The organism is Streptomyces sp. NPDC051286 (assembly GCF_044455345.1).
Lineage (GTDB): Bacteria > Actinomycetota > Actinomycetes > Streptomycetales > Streptomycetaceae > Streptomyces.
The window spans coordinates 213,488-233,963 of sequence record NZ_JBITER010000004.1 but is presented as its reverse complement, the minus strand read 5'-3'; the positions used below and the strand labels follow the sequence as shown (position 1 = coordinate 233,963).

At 69.9% G+C, this 20,476-nt stretch carries 22 protein-coding genes; 11 read left to right on the top strand and 11 right to left on the bottom strand.

Features of this window, described 5'->3' with window-relative positions; all coding sequences use genetic code 11:
- The first annotated feature begins 79 nt into the window (after positions 1–79).
- From ACIBB8_RS07080 to ACIBB8_RS07070, 3 genes are read left to right on the top strand one after another with little or no spacing between them, the layout of a single operon-like run.
- A complete protein-coding gene (locus tag ACIBB8_RS07080; protein WP_398949399.1) occupies positions 80–967 on the top strand; it encodes an AraC family ligand binding domain-containing protein in 888 nt (295 codons plus the stop codon).
- A gap of 10 nt (positions 968–977) precedes the next feature.
- Entirely contained in the window at positions 978–1,769 is a 792-nt protein-coding gene (locus tag ACIBB8_RS07075; RefSeq protein ID WP_398949398.1) for an AzlC family ABC transporter permease, read from the top strand.
- On the top strand, positions 1,766–2,071 hold the full coding sequence (locus ACIBB8_RS07070) for an AzlD domain-containing protein (RefSeq protein WP_398949397.1): 306 nt from the start codon (positions 1,766–1,768) through the stop codon (positions 2,069–2,071). Before ACIBB8_RS07075 ends, ACIBB8_RS07070 begins: the two co-directional genes overlap by 4 nt.
- Positions 2,072–2,225: 154 nt before the next feature.
- Here ACIBB8_RS07070 and ACIBB8_RS07065 read toward each other — a convergent pair whose 3' ends face one another.
- Entirely contained in the window at positions 2,226–3,140 is a 915-nt protein-coding gene (locus tag ACIBB8_RS07065; protein ID WP_398949396.1) for a hypothetical protein, read from the bottom strand.
- 79 nt (positions 3,141–3,219) lie between these two features.
- Between ACIBB8_RS07065 and ACIBB8_RS07060 the strand changes: the two genes are divergently transcribed.
- Positions 3,220–3,414, top strand: a complete 195-nt coding sequence (locus ACIBB8_RS07060) for a DUF3046 domain-containing protein (protein WP_037701444.1) — start codon at positions 3,220–3,222, stop codon at positions 3,412–3,414.
- Positions 3,415–3,597: 183 nt separating this feature from the next.
- Positions 3,598–4,767 (top strand): AI-2E family transporter, encoded by a 1,170-nt coding sequence (locus tag ACIBB8_RS07055; RefSeq protein WP_398949394.1) that lies wholly within the window; start codon positions 3,598–3,600, stop codon positions 4,765–4,767.
- Between the two features lie 96 nt (positions 4,768–4,863).
- Here the strand turns inward: ACIBB8_RS07055 and ACIBB8_RS07050 are convergent, their stop codons facing one another.
- Positions 4,864–5,337: a hypothetical protein gene (locus ACIBB8_RS07050; RefSeq protein WP_398949422.1), complete on the bottom strand. Its 474-nt coding sequence runs from the start codon at positions 5,335–5,337 to the stop codon at positions 4,864–4,866.
- 237 nt (positions 5,338–5,574) lie between these two features.
- Between ACIBB8_RS07050 and recA the strand changes: the two genes are divergently transcribed.
- Positions 5,575–6,705, top strand: coding sequence for a recombinase RecA (recA, locus tag ACIBB8_RS07045; protein WP_398949393.1), 1,131 nt, complete (start codon positions 5,575–5,577; stop codon positions 6,703–6,705).
- A 3-nt stretch (positions 6,706–6,708) separates the two neighbouring features.
- Positions 6,709–7,431, top strand: coding sequence for a recombination regulator RecX (gene recX / locus ACIBB8_RS07040; RefSeq protein WP_398949392.1), 723 nt, complete (start codon positions 6,709–6,711; stop codon positions 7,429–7,431).
- Between the two features lie 143 nt (positions 7,432–7,574).
- Here the strand turns inward: recX and ACIBB8_RS07035 are convergent, their stop codons facing one another.
- Entirely contained in the window at positions 7,575–8,213 is a 639-nt protein-coding gene (locus ACIBB8_RS07035; RefSeq protein WP_398949391.1) for a hypothetical protein, read from the bottom strand.
- Positions 8,214–8,462: 249 nt separating this feature from the next.
- Between ACIBB8_RS07035 and ACIBB8_RS07030 the strand changes: the two genes are divergently transcribed.
- Positions 8,463–9,074 carry an ArsR/SmtB family transcription factor gene (locus tag ACIBB8_RS07030; RefSeq protein WP_398949390.1) on the top strand — a complete coding sequence of 204 codons (612 nt, stop codon included), beginning with the start codon at positions 8,463–8,465 and terminating at the stop codon, positions 9,072–9,074.
- On the top strand, positions 9,071–11,644 hold the full coding sequence (locus tag ACIBB8_RS07025) for an FtsX-like permease family protein (RefSeq protein ID WP_398949389.1): 2,574 nt from the start codon (positions 9,071–9,073) through the stop codon (positions 11,642–11,644). Before ACIBB8_RS07030 ends, ACIBB8_RS07025 begins: the two co-directional genes overlap by 4 nt.
- A 60-nt stretch (positions 11,645–11,704) precedes the next feature.
- Here ACIBB8_RS07025 and ACIBB8_RS07020 read toward each other — a convergent pair whose 3' ends face one another.
- The 8 genes from ACIBB8_RS07020 to ACIBB8_RS06985 all read right to left on the bottom strand — a co-directional run bounded on the left by ACIBB8_RS07020 (position 11,705) and on the right by ACIBB8_RS06985 (position 17,996).
- Complete coding sequence (locus ACIBB8_RS07020) at positions 11,705–12,112, bottom strand: rhodanese-like domain-containing protein (RefSeq protein ID WP_398949388.1); 408 nt, start codon at positions 12,110–12,112, stop codon at positions 11,705–11,707.
- The gene (locus ACIBB8_RS07015; protein ID WP_398949387.1) at positions 12,109–12,660 is read right to left on the bottom strand and encodes a cysteine dioxygenase; all 552 of its coding nucleotides are present in this window, start codon (positions 12,658–12,660) and stop codon (positions 12,109–12,111) included. The genes ACIBB8_RS07020 and ACIBB8_RS07015 overlap by 4 nt, the downstream gene beginning before the upstream one ends.
- A 73-nt stretch (positions 12,661–12,733) precedes the next feature.
- Positions 12,734–12,805 (bottom strand): putative leader peptide, encoded by a 72-nt coding sequence (locus ACIBB8_RS07010; protein ID WP_314224548.1) that lies wholly within the window; start codon positions 12,803–12,805, stop codon positions 12,734–12,736.
- A 48-nt stretch (positions 12,806–12,853) separates the two neighbouring features.
- Positions 12,854–14,470 (bottom strand): FAD-dependent monooxygenase, encoded by a 1,617-nt coding sequence (locus ACIBB8_RS07005; RefSeq protein WP_398949386.1) that lies wholly within the window; start codon positions 14,468–14,470, stop codon positions 12,854–12,856.
- Positions 14,471–14,646: 176 nt separating this feature from the next.
- Positions 14,647–15,558: an amino acid ABC transporter permease gene (locus tag ACIBB8_RS07000; protein ID WP_398949385.1), complete on the bottom strand. Its 912-nt coding sequence runs from the start codon at positions 15,556–15,558 to the stop codon at positions 14,647–14,649.
- Positions 15,555–16,220 (bottom strand): amino acid ABC transporter permease, encoded by a 666-nt coding sequence (locus tag ACIBB8_RS06995; protein WP_398949384.1) that lies wholly within the window; start codon positions 16,218–16,220, stop codon positions 15,555–15,557. The genes ACIBB8_RS07000 and ACIBB8_RS06995 overlap by 4 nt, the downstream gene beginning before the upstream one ends.
- A gap of 75 nt (positions 16,221–16,295) precedes the next feature.
- On the bottom strand, positions 16,296–17,141 hold the full coding sequence (locus tag ACIBB8_RS06990) for a glutamate ABC transporter substrate-binding protein (protein ID WP_398949383.1): 846 nt from the start codon (positions 17,139–17,141) through the stop codon (positions 16,296–16,298).
- A 69-nt stretch (positions 17,142–17,210) separates the two neighbouring features.
- Entirely contained in the window at positions 17,211–17,996 is a 786-nt protein-coding gene (locus tag ACIBB8_RS06985; RefSeq protein ID WP_398949382.1) for an amino acid ABC transporter ATP-binding protein, read from the bottom strand.
- 340 nt (positions 17,997–18,336) lie between these two features.
- Between ACIBB8_RS06985 and ACIBB8_RS06980 the strand changes: the two genes are divergently transcribed.
- Positions 18,337–19,029 (top strand): response regulator transcription factor, encoded by a 693-nt coding sequence (locus ACIBB8_RS06980; protein WP_398949381.1) that lies wholly within the window; start codon positions 18,337–18,339, stop codon positions 19,027–19,029.
- Between the two features lie 15 nt (positions 19,030–19,044).
- On the top strand, positions 19,045–20,439 hold the full coding sequence (locus ACIBB8_RS06975) for an ATP-binding protein (RefSeq protein WP_398949380.1): 1,395 nt from the start codon (positions 19,045–19,047) through the stop codon (positions 20,437–20,439).
- Positions 20,440–20,476 lie beyond the last annotated feature (37 nt).

Below are 20,476 nucleotides of genomic sequence, written 5' to 3'. Positions count from 1 at the left end.
TGACGAGGGCCGGTACTGGACGGTGAGGATGGCCGGTACCGGGCGCTGACCACGTCCGGTACCTGCGAGAATTCCGGCTATGGCGGCACCATTGAATCCGGGGCCGGCCCCGGATTCGGCCCCGGGGGAGTGGGCCAGGTACTGGCAGTACGCGGAACTGCCCGATCTCGATCTTCTGCGCGCCCGGTACGTCCGCCACACCTTCCCGCGCCACAGTCACGAGGGCTATGTCTTCGGCACCATCACCCGGGGCGTCGAGGACGTCGGGCTGCCCGGCGGCACCGTGCACGCGGGTCCCGGCACCGTCGTCATGATCAATCCGGAGGTGCCGCACACCGCCCGGGCCGGGACCCCCGAGGGCTGGGTGTACGCCACGCTGTACCCGTCCGCGCAGGTGATCAACGACATCGCTGCCGATACGACGCGGCTGCGCGGCACGGTCGGCTTCGCCGAGACCAGCGTCCTGGACCCGGAGGCGGCCCGGCTCATCGGCGAGGTGCACCGGGCGGCCGAGGAGGGCAATGCGCTCGCCGCCGACAGCATGCTGCGGATCATGGTCGCGCGGCTGCTCAGCCGCCACGGCACCGTGCTGCCCGCCCGTGCTCCCCGGTCGGCCGGCACCCAGGACGCGGAGCGGGCGCGTGCGGTGCTGGAGAGCCGCATGGCCGAGCCGCCGACACTGGAGACGCTGGCCGCCGAGCTCGGCACCAGCCCCTTCGCCCTGTTGCGTGCGTTCAAGAAGCAGTACGGGATGCCGCCGCACACCTGGCTCACCGATGCCCGGGTGCGGCGTGCACGGCGGCTGCTCGATGCGGGCATCGCGCCGGCGGACGCGGCGGCAGGGGTCGGCTTCACCGATCAGCCGCACCTCAACCGTCATTTCACCCGGATCGTGGGGGTGCCGCCCGGCGCGTACCAGCGCGAACGCGCAAAAACGTACAAGACCGGTCCAGCTTCGTCCGCGTAGCGTTCTGGCCGTGCCAGAACAGACAGCATCCTCAAAGAGACTCGGCGAGACAGCCGAGACAGCCGAGACCGCCGTCGGCGAGGCGAAGCCGGACGCGGCCGTCATCCGCGACGCCCTCGGCGTCGGTATCGCGGTGGGCCTCTCCGGCTTCGCCTTCGGTGTCACCTCGGCGGGCTCCGGCCTGAGCCTGCTCCAGACCTGCGCGCTCAGCCTCCTCGTCTTCACAGGCGCCTCGCAGTTCGCGCTGGTGGGCGCCCTTGCCGCAGGCGGAAACCCGTACACCGCCGCCGCCGGTGCGTTCTTCCTCGGCGTACGCAACGCCTTCTACGGTCTGCGGCTGTCACAGCTGCTCGCCCTCCCGCGCGCCGTGCGACCGCTCGCCGCCCACTGGGTCATCGACGAGACGACCGCGGTGACGCTGCCGCAGCCCACCCGGCGGGCCGCACGGATCGGCTTCACCGTCACCGGACTCACCCTGTACGTGCTGTGGAACCTGACCACACTGCTGGGGGCGCTGGGCGCCGAGGCGCTCGGCGACACCGACACCTGGGGGCTGGACGCGGCAAGCCCCGCCGTCTTCCTCGCCCTGCTCGCTCCGATGCTGAAGAGCACCACGGAGCGCGTCACGGCCGCTCTCGCCGTCCTGCTCGCCCTGGGGGCGCTGCCCGTGCTGCCCGCGGGCGTACCCGTGCTGCTTGCCGCGCTCGCCGCACCCGCTGTCCTCTTCTTGATGGGACGCAGGAAGGCATCGGCCACGGACAGCGCGGCCAAGGACGCGACCACGACGGAGGACGCCCGATGAACGTATGGATAGCGATCGCCCTCACCGCCGCCGGCTGCTACCTCGCCAAGCTGCTGGGACTGCTCGTCCCCGCGGGGGCACTGGAACGCCCGCTCGTACAGCGTCTTGCCGCGCTCCTGCCGGTGGCGCTCCTGGCGGCCCTCACGGCACAGCAGACCTTCGGGAACGGACAGCACCTGGTGCTCGACGCCCGGGGTGCGGGGCTCGCCGCCGCCGCACTCGCCTTGGTGCTGCGCGCACCCTTCCTGGTGGTCGTGGGAGCTGCCGTCGTCGTCACGGCGGGGGTGCGCGCGCTCGGGTAGCCAACCTGGCCGGACAGGCAACGCGTGCGTCCGTCGCGCCCCGGCCCTGGCAGCCACCGGGTCGCTGCCCTGTTGCGCTGCCCCGCCCCGGGGATCGACGGCGCGTCCGCCGCCCCATGGCGGCTGCGTCGGGGGCGAACCGCGCCGCCCGGTCTCAGTGGAGGCTGCGGCCGTGCGCCCGCAGCGTCAGCAGCGCCTTGAGCGTCACCAGGGGGCGGCCCTCCAGTGCGGTGCCAGGTGCCCACTGCCGCCAGTTCACCGGCCAGCCGCCGTCCGCCTGCTGCTCCGCCGCCAGATGGTCGAGCGAGCGTTCCAGCTCCTCGTCGGTGAACCAGCGGCGGGCGAGCGATTCGGGGGTGCGGGCGTAGTCGTACGGGAAATGCTGCTCGCCCGGTGCGTAACCGGCCGCCACCGGGTACTCCGCACGCCGCTCCGGATCCAGTACGGCCAGCCGCTGTTCCCGTACCAGCCGCCCGAGGCGGTCCGCCGTCGCCTCCGCCCGTGCCTGGTCCGGAGCGCCGTCGAGGAAGGCGACCGCGGCTGCGATCTCGTACGGATGCGATTTCTCCAGCGAGTCGACCGCCGCCCAGCAGAAATCGGTGGCCCGGAACAGCCAGGCGTGCCACACCGCGTTGCGGTGCAGCAGTCCGACGACGGGGCCGGTGGCCAGCAACTGGGCCGGAGGGTCGTCGACGATCGGGATGAACGGCGCGGCCGGATAGCCGCGCTGCGAGGGGAGAAGTGCGGGCAGCGCCCCCTCCTTGGTCGACACATCGGTCAGGAAGCGGCAGATCCGTTCCACCCGCAGGCCGCTGCAACGCCCGATGGAGTCCAGGACGCTGAGCGCATGGGCCGTGTGCAGCGGCTGGCTGACAGGGCCCCGCAGATCCGGTTCGAGTGCGTGACCATATCCGCCGTCCTCATTGAGATAGGCAGCGAGCGCGGTCTCCACCGCGTCCGCGCCCCCTCCCAGGAAGTGATGGGCGAACCGCCGCTGTTCGAGGACGCGGGCCGTGAGCCAGATGAACTGCTCGGCACGCTTGAGGGGGCTTGCTCCTGTTCCGGCCATGGACCGACCGTAGGCCGGTAAGCGCTCTCGACAATGCATAGCGGCGCGGCTGCACTCCCAGGAGCGGGATACTGAAGTCATGCGGTTGACGATTTTCTGGGAACGGATGGCGGACCACTTCGGTGCGGGGTACGCCGACTCCTTTGCGCGCGACCACGTGATGGCCGAGCTCGGCGGGCGTACGGTGCACCAGGCGCTGGCCGAGGGCTGGGAAGCGAAGGACGTCTGGCGCGGTGTCTGCACGGCGGTCGGCATCCCCGCCGACAAACGCTGACGCCTTGCCCGCCCACCGCTGGACCTCAGCTGTTCCGGGGGCGGGCGGCCGGCTGGCACAGCCGTAGGCGAGACTGGATCCGTGGCACCGACAGACGAGACAGCACAGACCCAGCCGCCCTTGACCCAGCCCGTCCCGCCGGCCGCGCCACCGACCCCGCCTTCCGGCAGCGGGTCGGCCCGAATGCCCGCATGGTTGCCGCGAGCCATGGTTCTCGCCCTGGCGCTCTACGCCTGCTTCCGGCTCGGCAGTTGGGCGTTCGACCAGCTCATCGGGCTGTTGATCAATATCCTGATCGCCTTCTTCCTGGCGCTCGCCATAGAGCCTGCGGTGAGCCGGATGTCGGCGCGCGGTATGCGCCGCGGTCTGGCCACCTTCCTGGTCTTCCTCGTGGTGCTGATCGCCGTGGCCGGGTTCGTCGCGCTGCTCGGCTCGATGCTCGCGGGCCAGATCGTCGACATGGTCGAGGAGTTCCCCAAGTACCTCGACTCGGTGATCAACTGGATCAACCAGAGTTTCCACACCGATCTCTCCCGGGTCGAGGTTCAGGACAGCCTTCTGCACTCCGACTGGCTGCAGAAGTACGTCCAGAACAGCGCGACCGGTGTGCTCGACGTGTCGACCACCGTGCTCAGCGGGCTCTTCCGGCTGCTGACGATCTTCCTGTTCTCGTTCTACTTCGCGGCCGACGGTCCCCGGCTGCGCCGCGCCCTGTGCTCCATGCTGCCGCCCGCCCGGCAGGCCGAAGTGCTGAGGGCCTGGGAGATCGCGGTCGACAAGACCGGCGGTTTTCTCTACTCGCGTGGACTGATGGCGCTCATCTCCGGGATCGCGCACTACATCCTGCTGGTGATCCTCGGTGTGCCGTACGCCCCGGCGCTCGCGGTCTGGGTCGGCCTCGTCTCGCAGTTCATTCCCACGATCGGTACGTATCTGGCGGGCGCCCTGCCGATGCTGATCGCGTTCACCGTCGACCCCTGGTACGCCCTGTGGGTACTCGGATTCGTCGTGATCTACCAGCAGTTCGAGAACTATGTGCTGCAGCCCAAGCTCACCTCGAAAACCGTGGACATTCATCCGGCGGTCGCCTTCGGCTCGGTCATCGCCGGTACGGCTCTGATGGGCGCCGTGGGCGCGCTCATCGCGATCCCGGCAGTCGCCACGCTGCAGGCATTCCTCGGTGCCTATGTGAAGCGCTACGACGTGACGGACGACCCGCGCGTGCACGGACGGCATCTGTGGCGGCGCGGCGAGTCGGTGCTCCCACGGCTGAGGGGCGTGGCGACCCGGGCTCCGGGGGGCGACGGTGACGCGGATGCCGAGCGGCCGAACGTCCCGGACCCGAGGGCCTGAAACGACAACCGGACGGGAGGTGGCCCGGCAGGTTGCGTCGCGCGCGGTGCGGGAGCGCGGGTTGCGGAGGTGTGGGGGTGTGGTCCGCGGGCGGGCTCAGCGATAGCCCGTCACGTCGGCCGACAGGCCCGTGTCCTGGACCTCGGGGACGTACCGCCAGGCGTCGGGGCGGCTGTCGTCAAGGTCGGTGAAGCCGTAGACCTGCGCCGGTCGCCCGCTGGACAACGACTGCCCGTTCCGGCGTGCGACCTCCGGGTCCTGCGCGAGCGCGGCCACCGCCCTGCCGACGAATGCGGAACTCTCGGAGATGGCGGAATGCGGCGCGTGGGCGATCGCGTCGCGCCGGTTCGCCTCGGTGACGCCGTCCGCGGTCTCATCGATGGTCTCCGGACGGTTCATCTCCGACCGTTGGGTCCCGGTCGTCCGCCCGGTCACGTGGACAGTCGCTCCGACCGCTCCCAGCTGAACGGCGATGCCTCGGACCGCGCCGCGCGTGGCGCCGGCGACGAGGGCCGCTCTTTCTGTCGGCGATGTCCCCTTGCGACCGGAATCCGGTGTGAGGTCGACCATGTTTTCTTGACTCCCCAAGTGCGTGATGCTAGGGCGCTACCCTGGGGGCGAGCTGGTCCGGCGTGGTGCGCTTGACACTGAAATCGAACATCCATTCTCATGGGATTCCGGCCGGGTTTTCCCGGGCCCGACCGTGGAGTTGTCCACAGGCCGGGAGGACGTCGAGGCCCATTGTCAGTGGCAGGGGTTAGCGTCTTTGACGTGAAGCGATCGACTCAAGCAAATCGGGTGGAACCCATGGCAGGAACCGACCGCGAGAAGGCGCTGGACGCCGCACTCGCACAGATTGAACGGCAATTCGGCAAGGGCGCGGTGATGCGCCTCGGTGAGCGGCCGAACGAGCCCATCGAGGTGATCCCCACCGGGTCGACCGCACTCGACGTCGCCCTCGGCGTCGGCGGACTGCCGCGCGGCCGTGTGGTGGAGGTCTACGGGCCGGAGTCCTCCGGCAAGACGACACTGACGCTGCACGCGGTGGCGAATGCGCAGCGGCTCGGCGGTTCGGTGGCCTTCATCGACGCGGAGCACGCCCTCGATCCCGAGTACGCGAAGAAGCTCGGCGTCGACATCGACAGCCTCATCCTGTCCCAGCCGGACAACGGTGAGCAGGCGCTCGAGATCGTGGACATGCTGGTTCGTTCGGGCGCTCTCGACCTGATCGTCATCGACTCCGTCGCGGCGCTCGTGCCGCGCGCGGAGATCGAGGGTGAGATGGGTGACTCGCACGTGGGTCTGCAGGCCCGTCTGATGAGCCAGGCGCTCCGCAAGATCACCAGCGCGCTCAACCAGTCCAAGACCACCGCGATCTTCATCAACCAGCTCCGCGAGAAGATCGGTGTGATGTTCGGCTCCCCGGAGACCACGACCGGTGGCCGGGCGCTGAAGTTCTACGCATCGGTGCGCCTTGACATCCGCCGCATCGAGACGCTGAAGGACGGCACCGACGCGGTCGGCAACCGCACCCGCGTCAAGGTCGTCAAGAACAAGGTCGCGCCGCCGTTCAAGCAGGCCGAGTTCGACATCCTCTACGGCCAGGGCATCAGCCGCGAGGGCGGTCTGATCGACATGGGCGTGGAGCACGGCTTCGTGCGCAAGGCGGGCGCCTGGTACACCTACGAGGGCGACCAGCTCGGCCAGGGCAAGGAGAACGCCCGTAACTTCCTCAAGGACAACCCCGACCTCGCCAACGAGATCGAGAAGAAGATTCTCGAAAAGCTGGGCATCGGCGTCAGGCCGGACGCGGCTCTGGGTGTCGAGCCCGGTGCGGACGCGGCGGGCGGCGCTGCGGCTCCGGCCGACGGCGCGAAGTCGGTGCCCGCTCCGGCCGGCAAGGTCAAGCCGGCCAAGGCTGCGGCGGCCAAGAGCTAGGCCGTGACGCGTCGTACGGAGTGGCCGGACAGTGCTGTCGGCGCCGGTCCCGGCCCAGGAGCCGCCGGGCGCACGGCCGATTCCGCGTCCGAGTCCGCATACGGGTCGGAGGCCGGTCACGGCACCGGCTCGGGCGGGCGATTCGGCGAGGGGGCGGACCGTCATGCCCGCTCCCGCTCAAGGAACAGCGGCTCCCCTTCCTCGTCGAGGGCCGAGAAGGGGGAGCCGCGAGACCCGGTCGAGCAGGCGCGCAATATATGTCTGCGGCTGCTCACTGGAACGCCGCGCACCCGCAAGCAGCTTGCGGATGCGTTGCGTAAACGGGAGATCCCGGACGAGGCGGCCGAAGAGGTGCTGTCGCGTTTCGAGGATGTCGGGCTGATCGACGACGCGGCGTTCGCGGACGCCTGGGTGGAGTCCCGGCACCACGGCCGGGGGCTGGCCCGCCGCGCTCTCGTCCGGGAGCTGCGGACCAAGGGGGTGGACTCGGCGGTGATCGACGAGGCCGTCGGGCAGCTCGACTCCGAGCAGGAGGAGGAGACGGCCCACGAACTCGTCGCGCGCAAACTCCGCTCCACTCGCGGACTGGACCGCGACAAGCGGCTGCGCCGCCTTGCGGGCATGCTCGCGCGCAAGGGGTACGGGGAGGGGATGGCCCTGCGCGTGGTGCGCCAGGCACTCGAAGCGGAGGGCGAGGACACAGAAGGCCTGGACGAGCCGTTCTGACGGCGTCCCTGTGGGGATGTGCAGGGCTGCGTACAGGGGGCATGTACGCAGCGGATGTACACGGCGCGGGCGTTGAGCGCAGCGGGCGTGCACGGTCACGGTGTGCACGCCGGGGGTTGCTGCGGGTCGGGGAGGCGTGGCGGTCACTGTCCGGCATGTGAGGCGCGGCGGATGGTGGCGTCCAGCAGGGCCACAGCATCCGCCGCGGTGCGGCCTGGGTGTCGGTTCCAGGGGCCGATCAGGTCGGTCCAGCCCTGCGAGCGAAGCTCGGCGACGATCCAGGCGCCGGCCCGGTCCACGGTGTCGAGGGAGCCGTAGCCCAGGCGGTGTGCGGTGAGGAGGGCGCCGCAGACGCACCGGGCGCCGCGGGCATTCCGCAGCCGGTACGGGGTGTTCTGCCAGCCCCACTCGGTCAGGATCTGCCGCGCGTAGGCGAGGTGGGTGGAGGGCCGCAGTTCGGGCTGCCCGATGCGGCGCCAGCTGTGGAACCGATCGGGGAGGATCGCGCCGAGGCGCCCGGGGAGCGGGCGCTCGCGTGGGGCGGCCGGGGGCACGGAGCGGACCGAGTCGGCGATCAGCTGATCGACGGTCACGGACAGCAGATCGCGCCAGTCGGCCGGATGCCGGTCCGCCGGGTGCGGCACGGTGCCGGGTGAGGCGGAACGCACCGGTTCGGGGACGGTGATGTCCCAGCCCGTGACGATCTGTTGCCAGGCCTCCGTGTCATGGAGGCGGGCGGCCTGACGGTCGAGCTGGTCGGGGGTGAGGGCGGTGGTCGGCATCTGCGTGGCATCTCCGTCATATCGATTTCTTGTATGAGGCGAATGTCTGCCTTGTGTGGAATGTGCTCCACCGGGGTGAGCCATTCGGGTGGGTGTCGGTTCGGATCCCGGTCGGTCCCGGGTCAGTCCCGGCTCGGTTCCGGGTCGGTTCCGAGGGAAGGCGGGGCAGCGGCCGGGGGAAAACCCCCGTACGAAGACGCCGACGCGCTCCAGTGCCCAGGCATCTGTGCACAGAGCACTGTGTGACGCATGGCAGAGAAGTCCGGTGGCACCGACATCACAGAGCTGGCCGCTCTCGCAGTGCTCGCACAGCCGAGGCGGCAGCAGATCCTTCAGCACCTCACCCTGCACGGCCCCGCGACGTCCACGATCCTTGCCCGCGCCCTCGGGCTGAACACCGGGGCCACCAGCTACCACCTGCGCGAACTGGCCAGGTACGGCTTCGTGGAGGACATCCCGGCCGAGGAGCCGGACGGGCGTCGGGCGAGGTGGTGGCGGGCGGTTCCCGGCGACCGGCGCTTCCCGCCCCGGTCCCGCCAGAGCCCCGAGGTGCGGCGCGCCATGGATGAGCTGAACCGCCATGCATACGCCGCCGACCTCGCCCTCTTCGAGCAGCTTCAGCGCGACAGCGGCGAACGGGGCGAGTGGGCCGACGCGTTCCCGTACTCGCGCGGCACCATCCGGCTTACGCTCCCCGAGCTCCGCGCGTTCTTCGAGGAGTACATCGCCCTCATGAACCGCTACAAGCGGTCCGACGCCGACACTCCGCCGGGGGCCCGCACGGTCCACACCCGGCTGCTCGCCTTCCCGGCCCCGCCCCTTGCGGCCGACAACCGCACGAGAGAGACGGACGCATCATGATGCTGCGCTACGCCCTGCAGACGATCCGAGACCGCAAGGGCGGGTTCCTCGGCGCCCTGGTGGCCCTGATGTGCGCCGCTGCCCTTGTCACCGCCTGCGGCACGCTTCTGGAGACCGGTCTGCGCGGACGGATCGCGACCGAGCGCTATGCCGCGGCTCCGCTCATCGTCTCCGCCGACCAGAATGTCCACCGGACCACCGTCAAGCACAAGGGCAACGGGAAGACGAAGGTCAAGCACAAGGCGAAACCCGTCGCTGAGCGCGCCTGGCTCCCCGCAGCCACCGCGGACCGGATCCGGAACGTGGTCGGCGTACGCAAGGTGGTCCCCGAACTCACCTTCCTCGCCGTGCCCGTTGCCCAGTCCGCCGGCAAGCCGGCCAGCAAGGCCACTACATCTTCCACGCCTTCCTACGGACACTCCTGGGCCTCCGCCTCTCTCACGCCTTTCGCTCTCACCGCGGGCCGTCCCCCCGTCTCCGCCGACGACGTGGTGATCGACCGGGGTCTCGCCGAGCGGACCGGCCTGAAGCCCGGAGACCGGCTCACCGTGCAGTCCACCGGCGCTCCCCGCCCGTACCGCATCAGCGGTGTCGCGGCCCCGGCCCACCGCGGCGATCTCCGGCAGCAGACCACCCTCTTCTTCTCCGGCGCCGAGGCCGCCCGCCTCTCCGCCCGTCCCGGCCAGGTCACCGCCCTCGGCGTGGTGCCCGCGCCGGGCACGGACCTCGACCGGCTGAAGCAGCAGGTGGAGCAGGCGCTCAGGGGCACCACCGCGCAGGTGTCCACAGGCGACGACCGCGGCCCCGTCGAGTTCCGGGATGCCGCGGGCGCCCGGATCAAGCTCATTTCCATGGGCGGTGCGATGGGGGGCACCTCACTCCTCGTCGCGATCCTCGTGGTCGTCGGCACCTTTGCGCTCTCCATCCAGCAGCGCCACCGTGAGCTGGCCCTGCTGCGCGCCATCGCCGCCACACCGCGCCAGGTCCGCCGTCTTCTGGGGCGTGAGGCGCTGGTTGTCGGGGCCGTGGCCGGCGTGCTCGGCTCCTTCGCCGGACTGCCGCTCGCGGGCTGGCTCCACGGTCGATTCATCGACATGGGTGCGATCCCACCGTCACTGGAACGCACCACGGGCATCTTCCCGGTTTTCGCCGCCCTCGCCGTCACGCTCCTCGGCGCCTGGGCAGCCGCCAGGATCTCCGGCCGCAGGATCGCCCGTATCCGCCCTGGCGAGGCCATGGCCGAGTCCACGGTCGAGCGCGAGCGGCCGGCCACGGTCCGGATCGCCGCAGGTCTGGTGCTGCTCGCGGGCGGCGGAGCGCTCGTCGCCGTACTCGGCAGCCTGCGCACCGAGGCGGCCTCGACCCCCGTCACCTTCCTGGCCGTCGTGGTGCTGGCCACGGCCGTGTCGCTGCTCGGACCGCTGCTCGTCAAGATGGCGGCGGCACTGCTCGCGGGCCCGCTCCGGCCGACCGGGTCCGGGGGCACTCTCGCCACCGCGAACATCCGTGGAAACTCCATCCGGATGGCCGCCGTCGTCACTCCGTTCACCCTGCTCATCGCGATGACCTGCACGGTTCTCTTCGTCCAGCCGACCCTCGGTGACGCTGCCCGCGCCCAGGCCCGCGAAGGAACCCGTGCCACCTGGGTCCTCTCCTCCCAGGGGCCCGGGGTCCCGTCCGCCGCCGCGGAGACCGTGCGCAGGACACAGGGGGTGACGGCCGCCACCGAGGTTGTACGGACCACGGTCAGGGTCGGCCTCGAGAAGTTCACGGCTCAGGGCGTCACCCAGGCCGGTCTCGCCCAGACCTGGGACCCCGAGGTGACCAGCGGCTCGCTTGCCGGTTTCGCCGCCCGCCCCGGCACCGCCGCGATCAGTGAACTCGCCGCCGAACAGTTGGGGCTGCACGCCGGCAGCGAGCTGACAGTGCACCTCGGCGACGGCACACCCACCACCCTCACGGTCGCCGCGGTCTACACCCGCGGCCTCGGTTTCGGCGATCTGACCCTGCCCCACGACCTGATTGCCCGTCACATGGACAACCCCCTCGCGGCCACGGTCCTGGTAGCCGGAGACAGCGACCGCGGCCGGCTCGTCGCCGCTCTGCGGAAGTTCCCCGGCGTCTCCGTGCTCGCCCCTGCCACCGCCGACCGGCTCCAGGCGGACCGGCAGCAGCAGAACGCAGAGGTCAACTATCTGGCCATGGGCCTGGTTCTCGCCTTCACCGCGATCGCGGTCGTCAACACCCTCGCCATGTCGGTGTCCGAGCGGATCCGGGAGTTCGCCATGCTCCGGCTGGCCGGTGCCACTCGCCGCCAGGTCCTGCGGATGCTCCGCATCGAAGCCCTGTCGGTTCTGCTGATCGCCGCCGTCCTCGGCACCGGCATCGCTCTCGCCGTGCTGACCGCCTTCAGCATCGGCATGACCGGCAGTGCGGCGCCCACCGTCCTGCCGTCGGTGTACGCGATGGTGGTGGGCGCAGCCGCACTGCTGGCACTCGTCGCCTCGACGCTGCCCGGCCGGCTGGCACTCAGGGTCAGCCCGGTGGAGGTGGCGACGTCCAAGCAGTGACACCGCGGGCCGGTGGAGGGCGGAACAGTGCAGCGAGCAGCGCGGCCGGGCCGCCACCGGTCAGGCGCCGACCGGCAGCCCCGCCGCCCGCCACGCCTGGAACCCGCCGATCAGATCGGTCGCCCGGTGCAGCCCCAACTGCCTCAGGGACGCGACCGCGAGACTCGACGCGTACCCCTCGTTGCAGACCACCACCACCTGCACATCGTGGCTGACCGCCTCCGGCGCGCGATGGCTGCCCTGCGGGTCGAGCCGCCACTCCAGCTCGTTGCGCTCGACGACCAGCGCCCCCGGAATCAGCCCGTCCCGCTCGCGCAGCGCCGCGTAGCGTATGTCCACCAGCAGGGCGCCGTCCGCGGCGGCGGCGATCGCCTCGTGCGGACCGATGCGGTCGTATCCGGCCCGGACCCGCTCCAGCAGTTCGTCGATCCCCACCCGCTCCGCACCGTTGTCGTGCTCGTCGCTCACTGCCAGTCCTCCGGGCGTTCGATGTGCTCAAGACGGAGTAGCGCACCGCTACGGCTGTAGCGCCTGATCTGCGGCAGCGGCGGATAGTACGCATGGACCGAGACCGCGTGCTCGGTGCCGGATTCGTTCAGCACCTCGTGCACATGGTGCCGGCCGAACGCCCTGCCCCGGCCGGTCGTCAACTGCCGGGACCGGTCGACGCCTTCGGCCAGTTCGAGGGTTTTCCAGCCGTCGGCGGGCAGCCTGGCCGCGAGCGAATGCTCCGTGAGCGTGCCGGCCGCGGTGGTGAAGGCGCCGATCGAGTCGGCGTGGTCGTGCCAGCCGGTGCCGGTGCTCGGCGGCCAGCCGATCAGCCAGGCCTCGCTGCCGCCGGGTCCGTCGAGCCGGATCCAGGTGCGGCCCTCGGGATCGAGGGGGAGCGAGGCGATCAGACCGGGGTCCGCCGCCGTACGACGGACGAAGTCGAGCAGTTCCGCAGCCGTGGGACCGGCACCGGAGTCCGGGCCGGAAGAAGGCGTGCGCACAGAAGGCAGGGGAGAGACAGACACAGGGACCGTCCTGAGAGTTCGCGCGTGATGCCCGGCATGCGGTAGAGGGCACGCCGTGGCAGGGAGAGGCGGTTCAGCAGGACGAGCGACACACACAGCCCGCATAGCGGACGAGGTCCATATGGACCCTCCGCCACAGGCGCACATCGGTGTCGGTCACATTTCGGAGTAGACCATGTGCTGCCCGTGGGGGTCAATTGATGTCTGCGGTCTGGTCGGAGCGTACGGAGGCACGTGGCGCGCCGCCGCGCACCGCGTCCGCCGCAGCGAAAAGTTCTGCGGGCCGGACCCCGCCGAACGATGCCACCAGATGTCCGTCCGGCCTGATCAGCAGCACGGTATGGGCCGGGGCACCCGGGTAGGCCTCGGTCACCAGCAACTCCCCCTTCACCGGCAGAGCGTCGACCGACTCGACGAGCCGGGGCATCACCCCCGCGGTCAACCAGTGGCGCCGGTCCCACACCCCGGTCCCCGGAGCGACCAGCACGACCAGCAGACGGCCCCGCCCCAGCCGCTCGCGCAGCCGTACGGTCGTGCCGTCGGGCGCCGTCACCCGTACATCGTCGACCGGTGCGCCCGGGGGCGTACCCACCGATGTGTGCGCCTCGGCGTACGCAGGCGCAAGGGGGGAGTGCGAGTAGGAGGGCGGCGCACCCAGTGGGCCGCACCCCAGGTGCCCGTCGGCGAGCAGTGAATCGTGCCCCCGTGCGCTCCCGGGGACGATGCTCCGTAGCCCTCCGCCGCCCCGCAGTATCGGCAGCGACTGGTCCGCCGCGCGCAGACGTGAGGCGACCGCGGCCCGCCGCTCCGCCTGGTAGCTGTCGAGCAGCACGTCGGAGGCGCCGTGATGCCAGGCCTGCGCCAGCTTCCAGGCCAGGTTCTCGGCGTCCCGCAGGCCTTCGTCGAGCCCCTGCGTACCGAGTGCACCGAGCAGATGGGCGGCGTCCCCGGCAAGGAAGGCCCGCTGGACCCGCCAGCGCCTGGCCAGCCGGTGATGCAGCGTGTACACGCCTGTGTCCAGCAGTTCGTACGGCGGGGTTTCGCCGCCGCACCAGCCCGCGAGAGTGTCCCGCACCCGGGTGATCAACGCGTCGGGGGTGACGAGCTCGCCGCGTGGCGGGAGCAGCCAGTCCAGCCGCCACGCACCGTCCGGCAGCGGGCGAGCGGTGACCTCGGTGCCCCCGGTGCGCCACGGCGGCAGCCGGTGCAGCACGGCCTCGCCCGGCCAGGGCAGGTCGGTGCGCAGTGCGGCGACGGCGTGCCGCTCCACTGCTGTGCGCCCCGGGAACCGGACGTCCAGGAGCTTGCGGACGGTGGATCTGGCGCCGTCGCAGCCGACCAGGTAACTCCCGCGCCACCAGGTCGAATCGGGTTCCCTGGTGTGCACCGTGAGCCCGGCCGGATCCTGCTCCAGGGTGTCGATCCGGCTGGGCGGCGCCATGTGCACCAGCTCCTGCCCGGCGACCGCGGCCCGCAGCCCGCGCATCAGGGCGTGCTGGGGCAGATGGAGCGGGGCCGGGAGCGGATCACCGTACGGGGAGTCCTCGCCGAGGCGCAGTTCGCGTACCAGCTGCTTGCGGCGCATGGAGCGCCAGCCCCTCCAGCGGGCCCCCTCGTTCCGAAGTGCCTTGCACCCGAGCCGCTCCACCAGGGCCGCGGTGTCCTCGCGCAGCACCACCGTCCGGGCGGGGCGGGTCTCGTCCCTCCCCGGATCCTCGTCGAGGACGACGGAGGGAACGCCCTGCGCGGCGAGGGCGAGCGACAGCGTCAGGCCCACAGGTCCGGCGCCGACGACAATCACCGGGTCCACGGCGCGACTCCCTGGGCCCGTGCGGTCGGAGGAGTGGAAGCGGAAGCGGGGGCTCGGTCGGGGATCACAGAACGTATGCAACCCACTGCCGGTGCTTGCGTCAAGTGACTACCGAGCGCGGCGAGGGGCGCCGGTGCATGCACCGGCGCCCCTGCGCAGACATTGCCGACGTACGGTCAGACGGCGCGTCCGTCGTCGACGACGAGCGCCGGCGTACCGATGGTCTCCAGGTCACCGGAGGGTGCGGCACCGACCACCGCACCGGTGCCCTTCTTTGTCCGCCGGAGCCGCCGCTCCAGCCAGCTCGCGAACGACGTGAGTGCGAAGTTCACGACGACGTAGATCAAGGCGACGACGGTGAAGCACGCGATGGTGTTCGCGCCGTAGTTCGCGCTCATCGGGCGGATCGAGGCCAGCAGCTCGGGGAAGGTCATCATGGCGCCACCGAGCGCGGTGTCCTTCACGATAACGACCAGCTGGCTGACGATCGCCGGCAGCATGGCCGTCACCGCCTGCGGCAGCAGCACGAACACCATGGTCTGGCCCTTGCGCATACCGATGGCCTTGGCTGCGTCCGTCTGGCCCTGCGGAAGGGAGTGGATGCCGGCCCGCACGATCTCGGCGAGCACAGAGGCGTTGTAGAGGACCAGGCCCGTGACCACGGCGTACAGTGGCCGCGAGTCGCTGCTGATGTTCGTGTACTCGGAGTACACCGCATTCGCGATGATCATCAGGATCAGCACCGGGATGGCGCGGAAGAACTCCACCACTGCACCGGCCGGCAGCCGTACCCACCGATGGTCGGAGAGCCGTCCGATGCCGAACAGCGCACCGAGCGGCAGCGCGATGATCAGGGCGAAGAACGCGGCCTTGAGCGTGTTCTGGAGGCCCGGCCAGATGTACGTCTCCCAGGGCTGCGCGCTGGTGAAGAACGGCTTCCACTTGATCCAGTCGAGCTGGTGCTTGGAAGCGAGGCCGTCGTAGACCCACCACGCCACCGCCGCGGCGCACAGCACGAACAGCACCGTGTACAGGATGTTGCGCTGCTTGGCGCGCGGTCCCTGGGCGTCGTAGAGGACGGAAGTCATCGCTTCACCGCCACCTTCTTGCTCACCCAGCCGAGGATCAGGCCGGTCGGGAGGGTCAGGATGATGAAGCCGAACGCGAAGACCGCGGCGATGAGCATCAGCTGGGCCTCGGCCTCGATCATGCCCTTCATCAGGTAAGAGGCCTCGGCGACTCCGATCGCGGAGGCGACCGTGGTGTTCTTGGTCAGCGCGATCAGCACATTGGACAGCGGGTTGACGACCGCACGGAACGCCTGCGGGAGGACGATCAGCCGCAGCACCTGGGTGAAGCTCAGACCGAGGGCACGTGCCGCCTCGGCCTGACCGACCGGGACGGTGTTGATGCCGGAACGCAGTGCCTCGCACACGAACGCGGAGGTGTAGGCGATCAGGGCGAGCACCGCGAGCCGGAAGTTGATGTCCTTGGAATCGCTGGCGCCGAGGGTGATGCTCAGGGTCTGGTAGAGGCCCAGCGACGAGCACACGATGATCACGGTCAGCGGAATGTTCCGGACCACGTTCACATAGGCGGTTGCGAAGCCGCGCATAAGGGGGACCGGGCTGACCTTCATGCCGGTCAGCAGCGTTCCCCATATGAGGGAGCCGAGGGCGGAGTAGACGGTGAGCTGCACCGTTACCCAGAAGGCCCCCAGCAGGTCGTAACCTTCAAGAAAGTCGAACACGATCTCCCGCGCTTCTGCGTGTCGGAGGGCACGGCGCGCCGCCGTTCACAGGCGGCGCGCCCGGTCAGCCCTGCTTCACTTGACGATGTTGCCGATCTTCGGGGCGGGCTCGTTCTTGTAGTTCGCCGGGCCGAAGTTGTCCTTCACGGCCTTGTCCCAGGAACCGTCCGAGACCATCTTGGTGAGCGCGTCGTTGATCTTCTTCTTGAGGTCGGCGTCGCCCTTCTTGAGACCGATGCCGTAGTTCTCGTTGCTCATCTTGAAACCGGCCAGCTTGAACTTGCCCTGGAAGTTCTGCTGCGCGGCGAAACCGGCCAGGATGGAGTCGTCGGTGGTCAGTGCGTCGACGACCTTGTTCTCCAGGCCGGTCAGGCACTCCGAGTACCCACCGAACTCCTGGAGGTCGGCCTTCGGGGCCAGCTTGTCCTTGACATTCTGCGCCGAGGTCGAGCCGGTGACCGAACACAGCTTCTTCTTGTTCAGGTCCTCCGGCGACTTGATCGAGTCGTCGTCGGCACGGACGAGGATGTCCTGGTGCGCCAGCAGGTACGGGCCCGCGAAGTCGACCTTCTGCTGCCGCTCGTCGTTGATCGAGTAGGTGGCGGCGATGAATTTCACGTCACCGCGCTCGATGGCCGTCTCGCGGTCGGCGCTCTTGGTCTCCTTGAAGACGATGTCCTTGGCGTCGTAGCCGAGTTCCTTGGCAACATACGTGGCGACGTCGACATCGAAACCGGTGTACTTGCCGTCGGGGGTCTTCAGACCCAGGCCCGGCTGGTCGATCTTGATGCCGATGGTGATCTTCTTGCCGCCGCCCGAACCGTTCGAGCCGCTGTCCTTGTCGTCGGAACCACAGGCGGTGGCGGTCAGGGCGAGGGCGAGCACGGCGGCCGAGGCGGCGGTGACCTTATGAAGCTGCATGATGAATTTCCCTAGGGTTGACGCGATGTGAGTGATCAGCCGGTGCGGGAACCGGTGGTGAAGGCTCCATCAGTGGTGAAGGATCTTCGAGAGGAAGTCCTTGGCCCGGTCACTGCGCGGGTTGCTGAAGAACTGGTCGGGCGTCGCCTCTTCGACGATCTTCCCGTCCGCCATGAAGACGACACGGTTGGCCGCCGAGCGCGCGAAGCCCATCTCGTGGGTGACGACGACCATGGTCATGCCGTCCCGGGCGAGCTGCTGCATGACTTCCAGCACCTCATTGATCATCTCCGGGTCGAGCGCGGACGTCGGCTCGTCGAAGAGCATGACCTTGGGGTCCATCGCCAACGCCCGTGCGATGGCCACGCGTTGCTGCTGGCCTCCGGAGAGCTGCGAGGGGTACTTGTCGGCCTGCGTCGCCACGCCCACCCGGTCGAGCAGCGAACGGGCCTTCTCCTCGGCAGCCGTCTTGTCCGCCTTGCGGACCTTGAGCTGCCCCAGCATCACGTTCTCGAGCACCGTCTTGTGCGCGAAGAGATTGAACGACTGGAAGACCATGCCGACATCGGCACGCAGCCTGGCCAGCTCCTTGCCCTCCTGGGGCAACGGCTTGCCGTCGATCGATATCGTGCCCGAGTCGATCGTCTCCAAGCGGTTGATCGTGCGGCACAGCGTGGACTTTCCGGACCCGGAAGGCCCGATCACGACCACGACCTCGCCGCGCGCGATGGTCAGGTCGATGTCCTGGAGCACATGCAGCGCGCCGAAGTGCTTGTTGACGTTGCTCAGTACGACAAGGTCGTTCGCCGTGGGTACGGCATCCTCGGCGGCCTTGCTCACTGAAACTCCGCTCATCGGCTTCTTGCTCCGTCCTCCTCGGTTGGAAAGGACCCTAGTGACGCAGCGCGACCACCGTCATCACATCTGAGCGGAAATTGAGCATAACGATCCGGCGGCAACCGGACACTCGGCGTGAACGGGACGGTGGGAGAGGTACCGGGGGCGTACCGGGTGCATAACGGAAACCCCGATGTAACAGGAAGGGCCTTGACTGGCGTACCGGTCATCGGAGTGGATGCCCTGGTACGTGATGACGTGAAACGCCTCGGTACGGGGAAGTGCCGGGAAGATGGACAGGCGCCGGGGAGTGCGGGAAGACCGCGCCACGAAACAACAGCGGAGAGGAAGGGGGGCCATGAGACTGCTGCTCGTCGAGGACGACAACCATGTGGCGGCCGCCCTGTCCGCGGTGCTCGCCCGGCACGGTTTCCAGGTCGTGCACGCGCGCAGCGGCGACGAGGCCCTGAAGGCCCTGCTGCCGGCGGACACGGAGCCCTTCGGCGTCGTGCTCCTCGACCTCGGGCTGCCCGACCAGGACGGTTACGAGGTCTGCGGGAAGATCCGCAAGCGCTGTTCCATTCCCGTGATCATGGTGACCGCGCGGGCCGATGTCCGGTCGAGGATCCATGGTCTGAACCTCGGGGCGGACGACTACGTGGTCAAGCCGTACGACACCGGTGAACTCCTCGCGCGTATCCACGCGGTCAGCAGGCGCAACTCGGTCGGCGAGGACACGGTGCCGACGCCCGTCGCGGCGCTGCGCCTGGGGCATGTCCACATCGAGCTGCCGACCCGCAGGGTCAGTGTCGACGGCGCCGAAGTCCAGCTCACCCGCAAGGAGTTCGATCTGCTCGCGCTCCTCGCCCAGCGCCCCGGCGTGGTGTTCCGCCGGGAGCAGATCATCAGCGAGGTGTGGCGCACGAGTTGGGAGGGAACGGGGCGCACGCTCGAAGTGCATGTCGCGTCCCTGCGGTCCAAACTGCGGCTGCCCGCACTGATCGAGACCGTGCGCGGGGTCGGCTACCGCCTCGTCGCCCCGTCCGCGTAAAGGCGTACGGCCCCGGTGCGTACCCGTCTTCTCCCCCTGCTCATCATCCTCATGGCAGCCGTGCTGCTCGCGCTCGGCTTTCCGCTGGCCGTCAGCGTGGCCGCCGCCCAGCAGCAGGGCGTCGTGATCGACCGCATCGACGACACGGCGCGCTTCGCCGCACTGGCCCAGTTCGTCACGGAACCGGCCGGGAGCAACGACGAGCGGCGCCGCGTGCTCCAGTCGGAGCTGGAGACGTACGACTCGGTGTACGGAATCCGGGCCGGCGTCTTCTACCGCGACGACACCGCCATGGCGAAGGCACCGGCCGACTGGCATCTCCCTGTCGAGGGGGTGGGCCGCGAGGCGTTCAGAGAGGCGCTCCTCGGGCGCCGCAGTCATGATCCGCCGCAGGTCTGGCCCTGGCAGCGCGGCCGGGTCGTCGTCGCCTCGCCCGTCGTACGGGACGGCGATGTGGTCGCCGTCGTCGTCCTCGACTCGCCCACCGGTGGGATGCGCACCCACACGCTGCGCGGCTGGCTGCTGATCGCAGCCGGCGAAGTGGTCGCGATGCTGGTGGCCGTCGGTGCGGCGATCCGGCTCACCGGCTGGGTCCTGCTGCCCGTCCAGACCCTGGACGCGGCGACCCACGACATCGCCAGCGGCCGGATGCGGTCCCGGGTGGTGGCATCGGGAGGTCCGCCGGAACTCAGACGCCTGGCCCGTTCGTTCAATGAGATGGCCGACAACGTCGAGGAAGTGCTGGAGCAGCAGCGCGCTTTCGTCGCCGACGCCTCGCACCAACTGCGCAACCCCCTCGCCGCGCTGCTGCTGCGCATCGAGCTCCTCGCCCTCGAACTCCCCGAGGGGAACGAGGAGATCGCCTCCGTCCGCATGGAGGGAAAGCGTCTCGGGCAGGTCCTGGACGACCTGCTGGACCTGGCGCTGGCCGAGCATGCCGCGGCCGACCTCCAGCTCACCGACATCGGCGCGCTCACCGCAGAACGGGTGGCTTCCTGGCGCCCGTTCGCGGAGGAGAACGGTGTACGGCTGACAGCCGACGGGGCGTCCGCCGTGACAGCCTGGGCGGACCCCATCGCGCTCTCCAGCGCCCTCGACGCCGTCATCGACAACGCGTGCAAGTTCACCCCCGCCGGTGAGGAGGTCCGGGTCACCGTCGCCGCCGGCCGCGACACCGTCACCGTGGCCGTCGCCGACCGCGGCCCGGGGCTGACCGATGAGGAGCTGGAGCGGATCGGCGATCGGTTCTGGCGCAGCGCCCAGCACCAGAACGTGCAGGGGTCCGGTCTCGGGCTCTCCATCTCCCACGCACTGCTCGCCGCGGGCGGCGGCTCGCTCTCCTACGCCCCGCACGAGCCGCACGGACTGCGGGTGACGGTGGCGGTTCCGCGCAGCAGTCCGAGCGACTGACTCCGGTACCGGGTGCCGCGACGGTGCGCCCCGCCGG

Bases quoted from the DNA above. Each gene is read 5' to 3' on its own strand.
- ACIBB8_RS07025 (WP_398949389.1), top strand. From the start codon at position 9,071: ATGATGCTGCGCTACGCCCTGCAGACGATCCGAGACCGCAAGGGCGGG.
- ACIBB8_RS07080 (WP_398949399.1), top strand. From the start codon at position 80: ATGGCGGCACCATTGAATCCGGGGCCGGCCCCGGATTCGGCCCCGGGG.
- ACIBB8_RS07065 (WP_398949396.1), bottom strand. From the start codon at position 3,140: ATGGCCGGAACAGGAGCAAGCCCCCTCAAGCGTGCCGAGCAGTTCATC.
- ACIBB8_RS07055 (WP_398949394.1), top strand. From the start codon at position 3,598: ATGCCCGCATGGTTGCCGCGAGCCATGGTTCTCGCCCTGGCGCTCTAC.
- ACIBB8_RS07050 (WP_398949422.1), bottom strand. From the start codon at position 5,337: ATGGTCGACCTCACACCGGATTCCGGTCGCAAGGGGACATCGCCGACA.
- ACIBB8_RS06985 (WP_398949382.1), bottom strand. From the start codon at position 17,996: ATGAGCGGAGTTTCAGTGAGCAAGGCCGCCGAGGATGCCGTACCCACG.
- ACIBB8_RS07035 (WP_398949391.1), bottom strand. From the start codon at position 8,213: ATGCCGACCACCGCCCTCACCCCCGACCAGCTCGACCGTCAGGCCGCC.
- ACIBB8_RS07070 (WP_398949397.1), top strand. From the start codon at position 1,766: ATGAACGTATGGATAGCGATCGCCCTCACCGCCGCCGGCTGCTACCTC.
- recA (WP_398949393.1), top strand. From the start codon at position 5,575: ATGGCAGGAACCGACCGCGAGAAGGCGCTGGACGCCGCACTCGCACAG.
- ACIBB8_RS06990 (WP_398949383.1), bottom strand. From the start codon at position 17,141: ATGCAGCTTCATAAGGTCACCGCCGCCTCGGCCGCCGTGCTCGCCCTC.
- ACIBB8_RS07060 (WP_037701444.1), top strand. From the start codon at position 3,220: ATGCGGTTGACGATTTTCTGGGAACGGATGGCGGACCACTTCGGTGCG.
- ACIBB8_RS07000 (WP_398949385.1), bottom strand. From the start codon at position 15,558: ATGACTTCCGTCCTCTACGACGCCCAGGGACCGCGCGCCAAGCAGCGC.
- ACIBB8_RS07030 (WP_398949390.1), top strand. From the start codon at position 8,463: ATGGCAGAGAAGTCCGGTGGCACCGACATCACAGAGCTGGCCGCTCTC.
- ACIBB8_RS06980 (WP_398949381.1), top strand. From the start codon at position 18,337: ATGAGACTGCTGCTCGTCGAGGACGACAACCATGTGGCGGCCGCCCTG.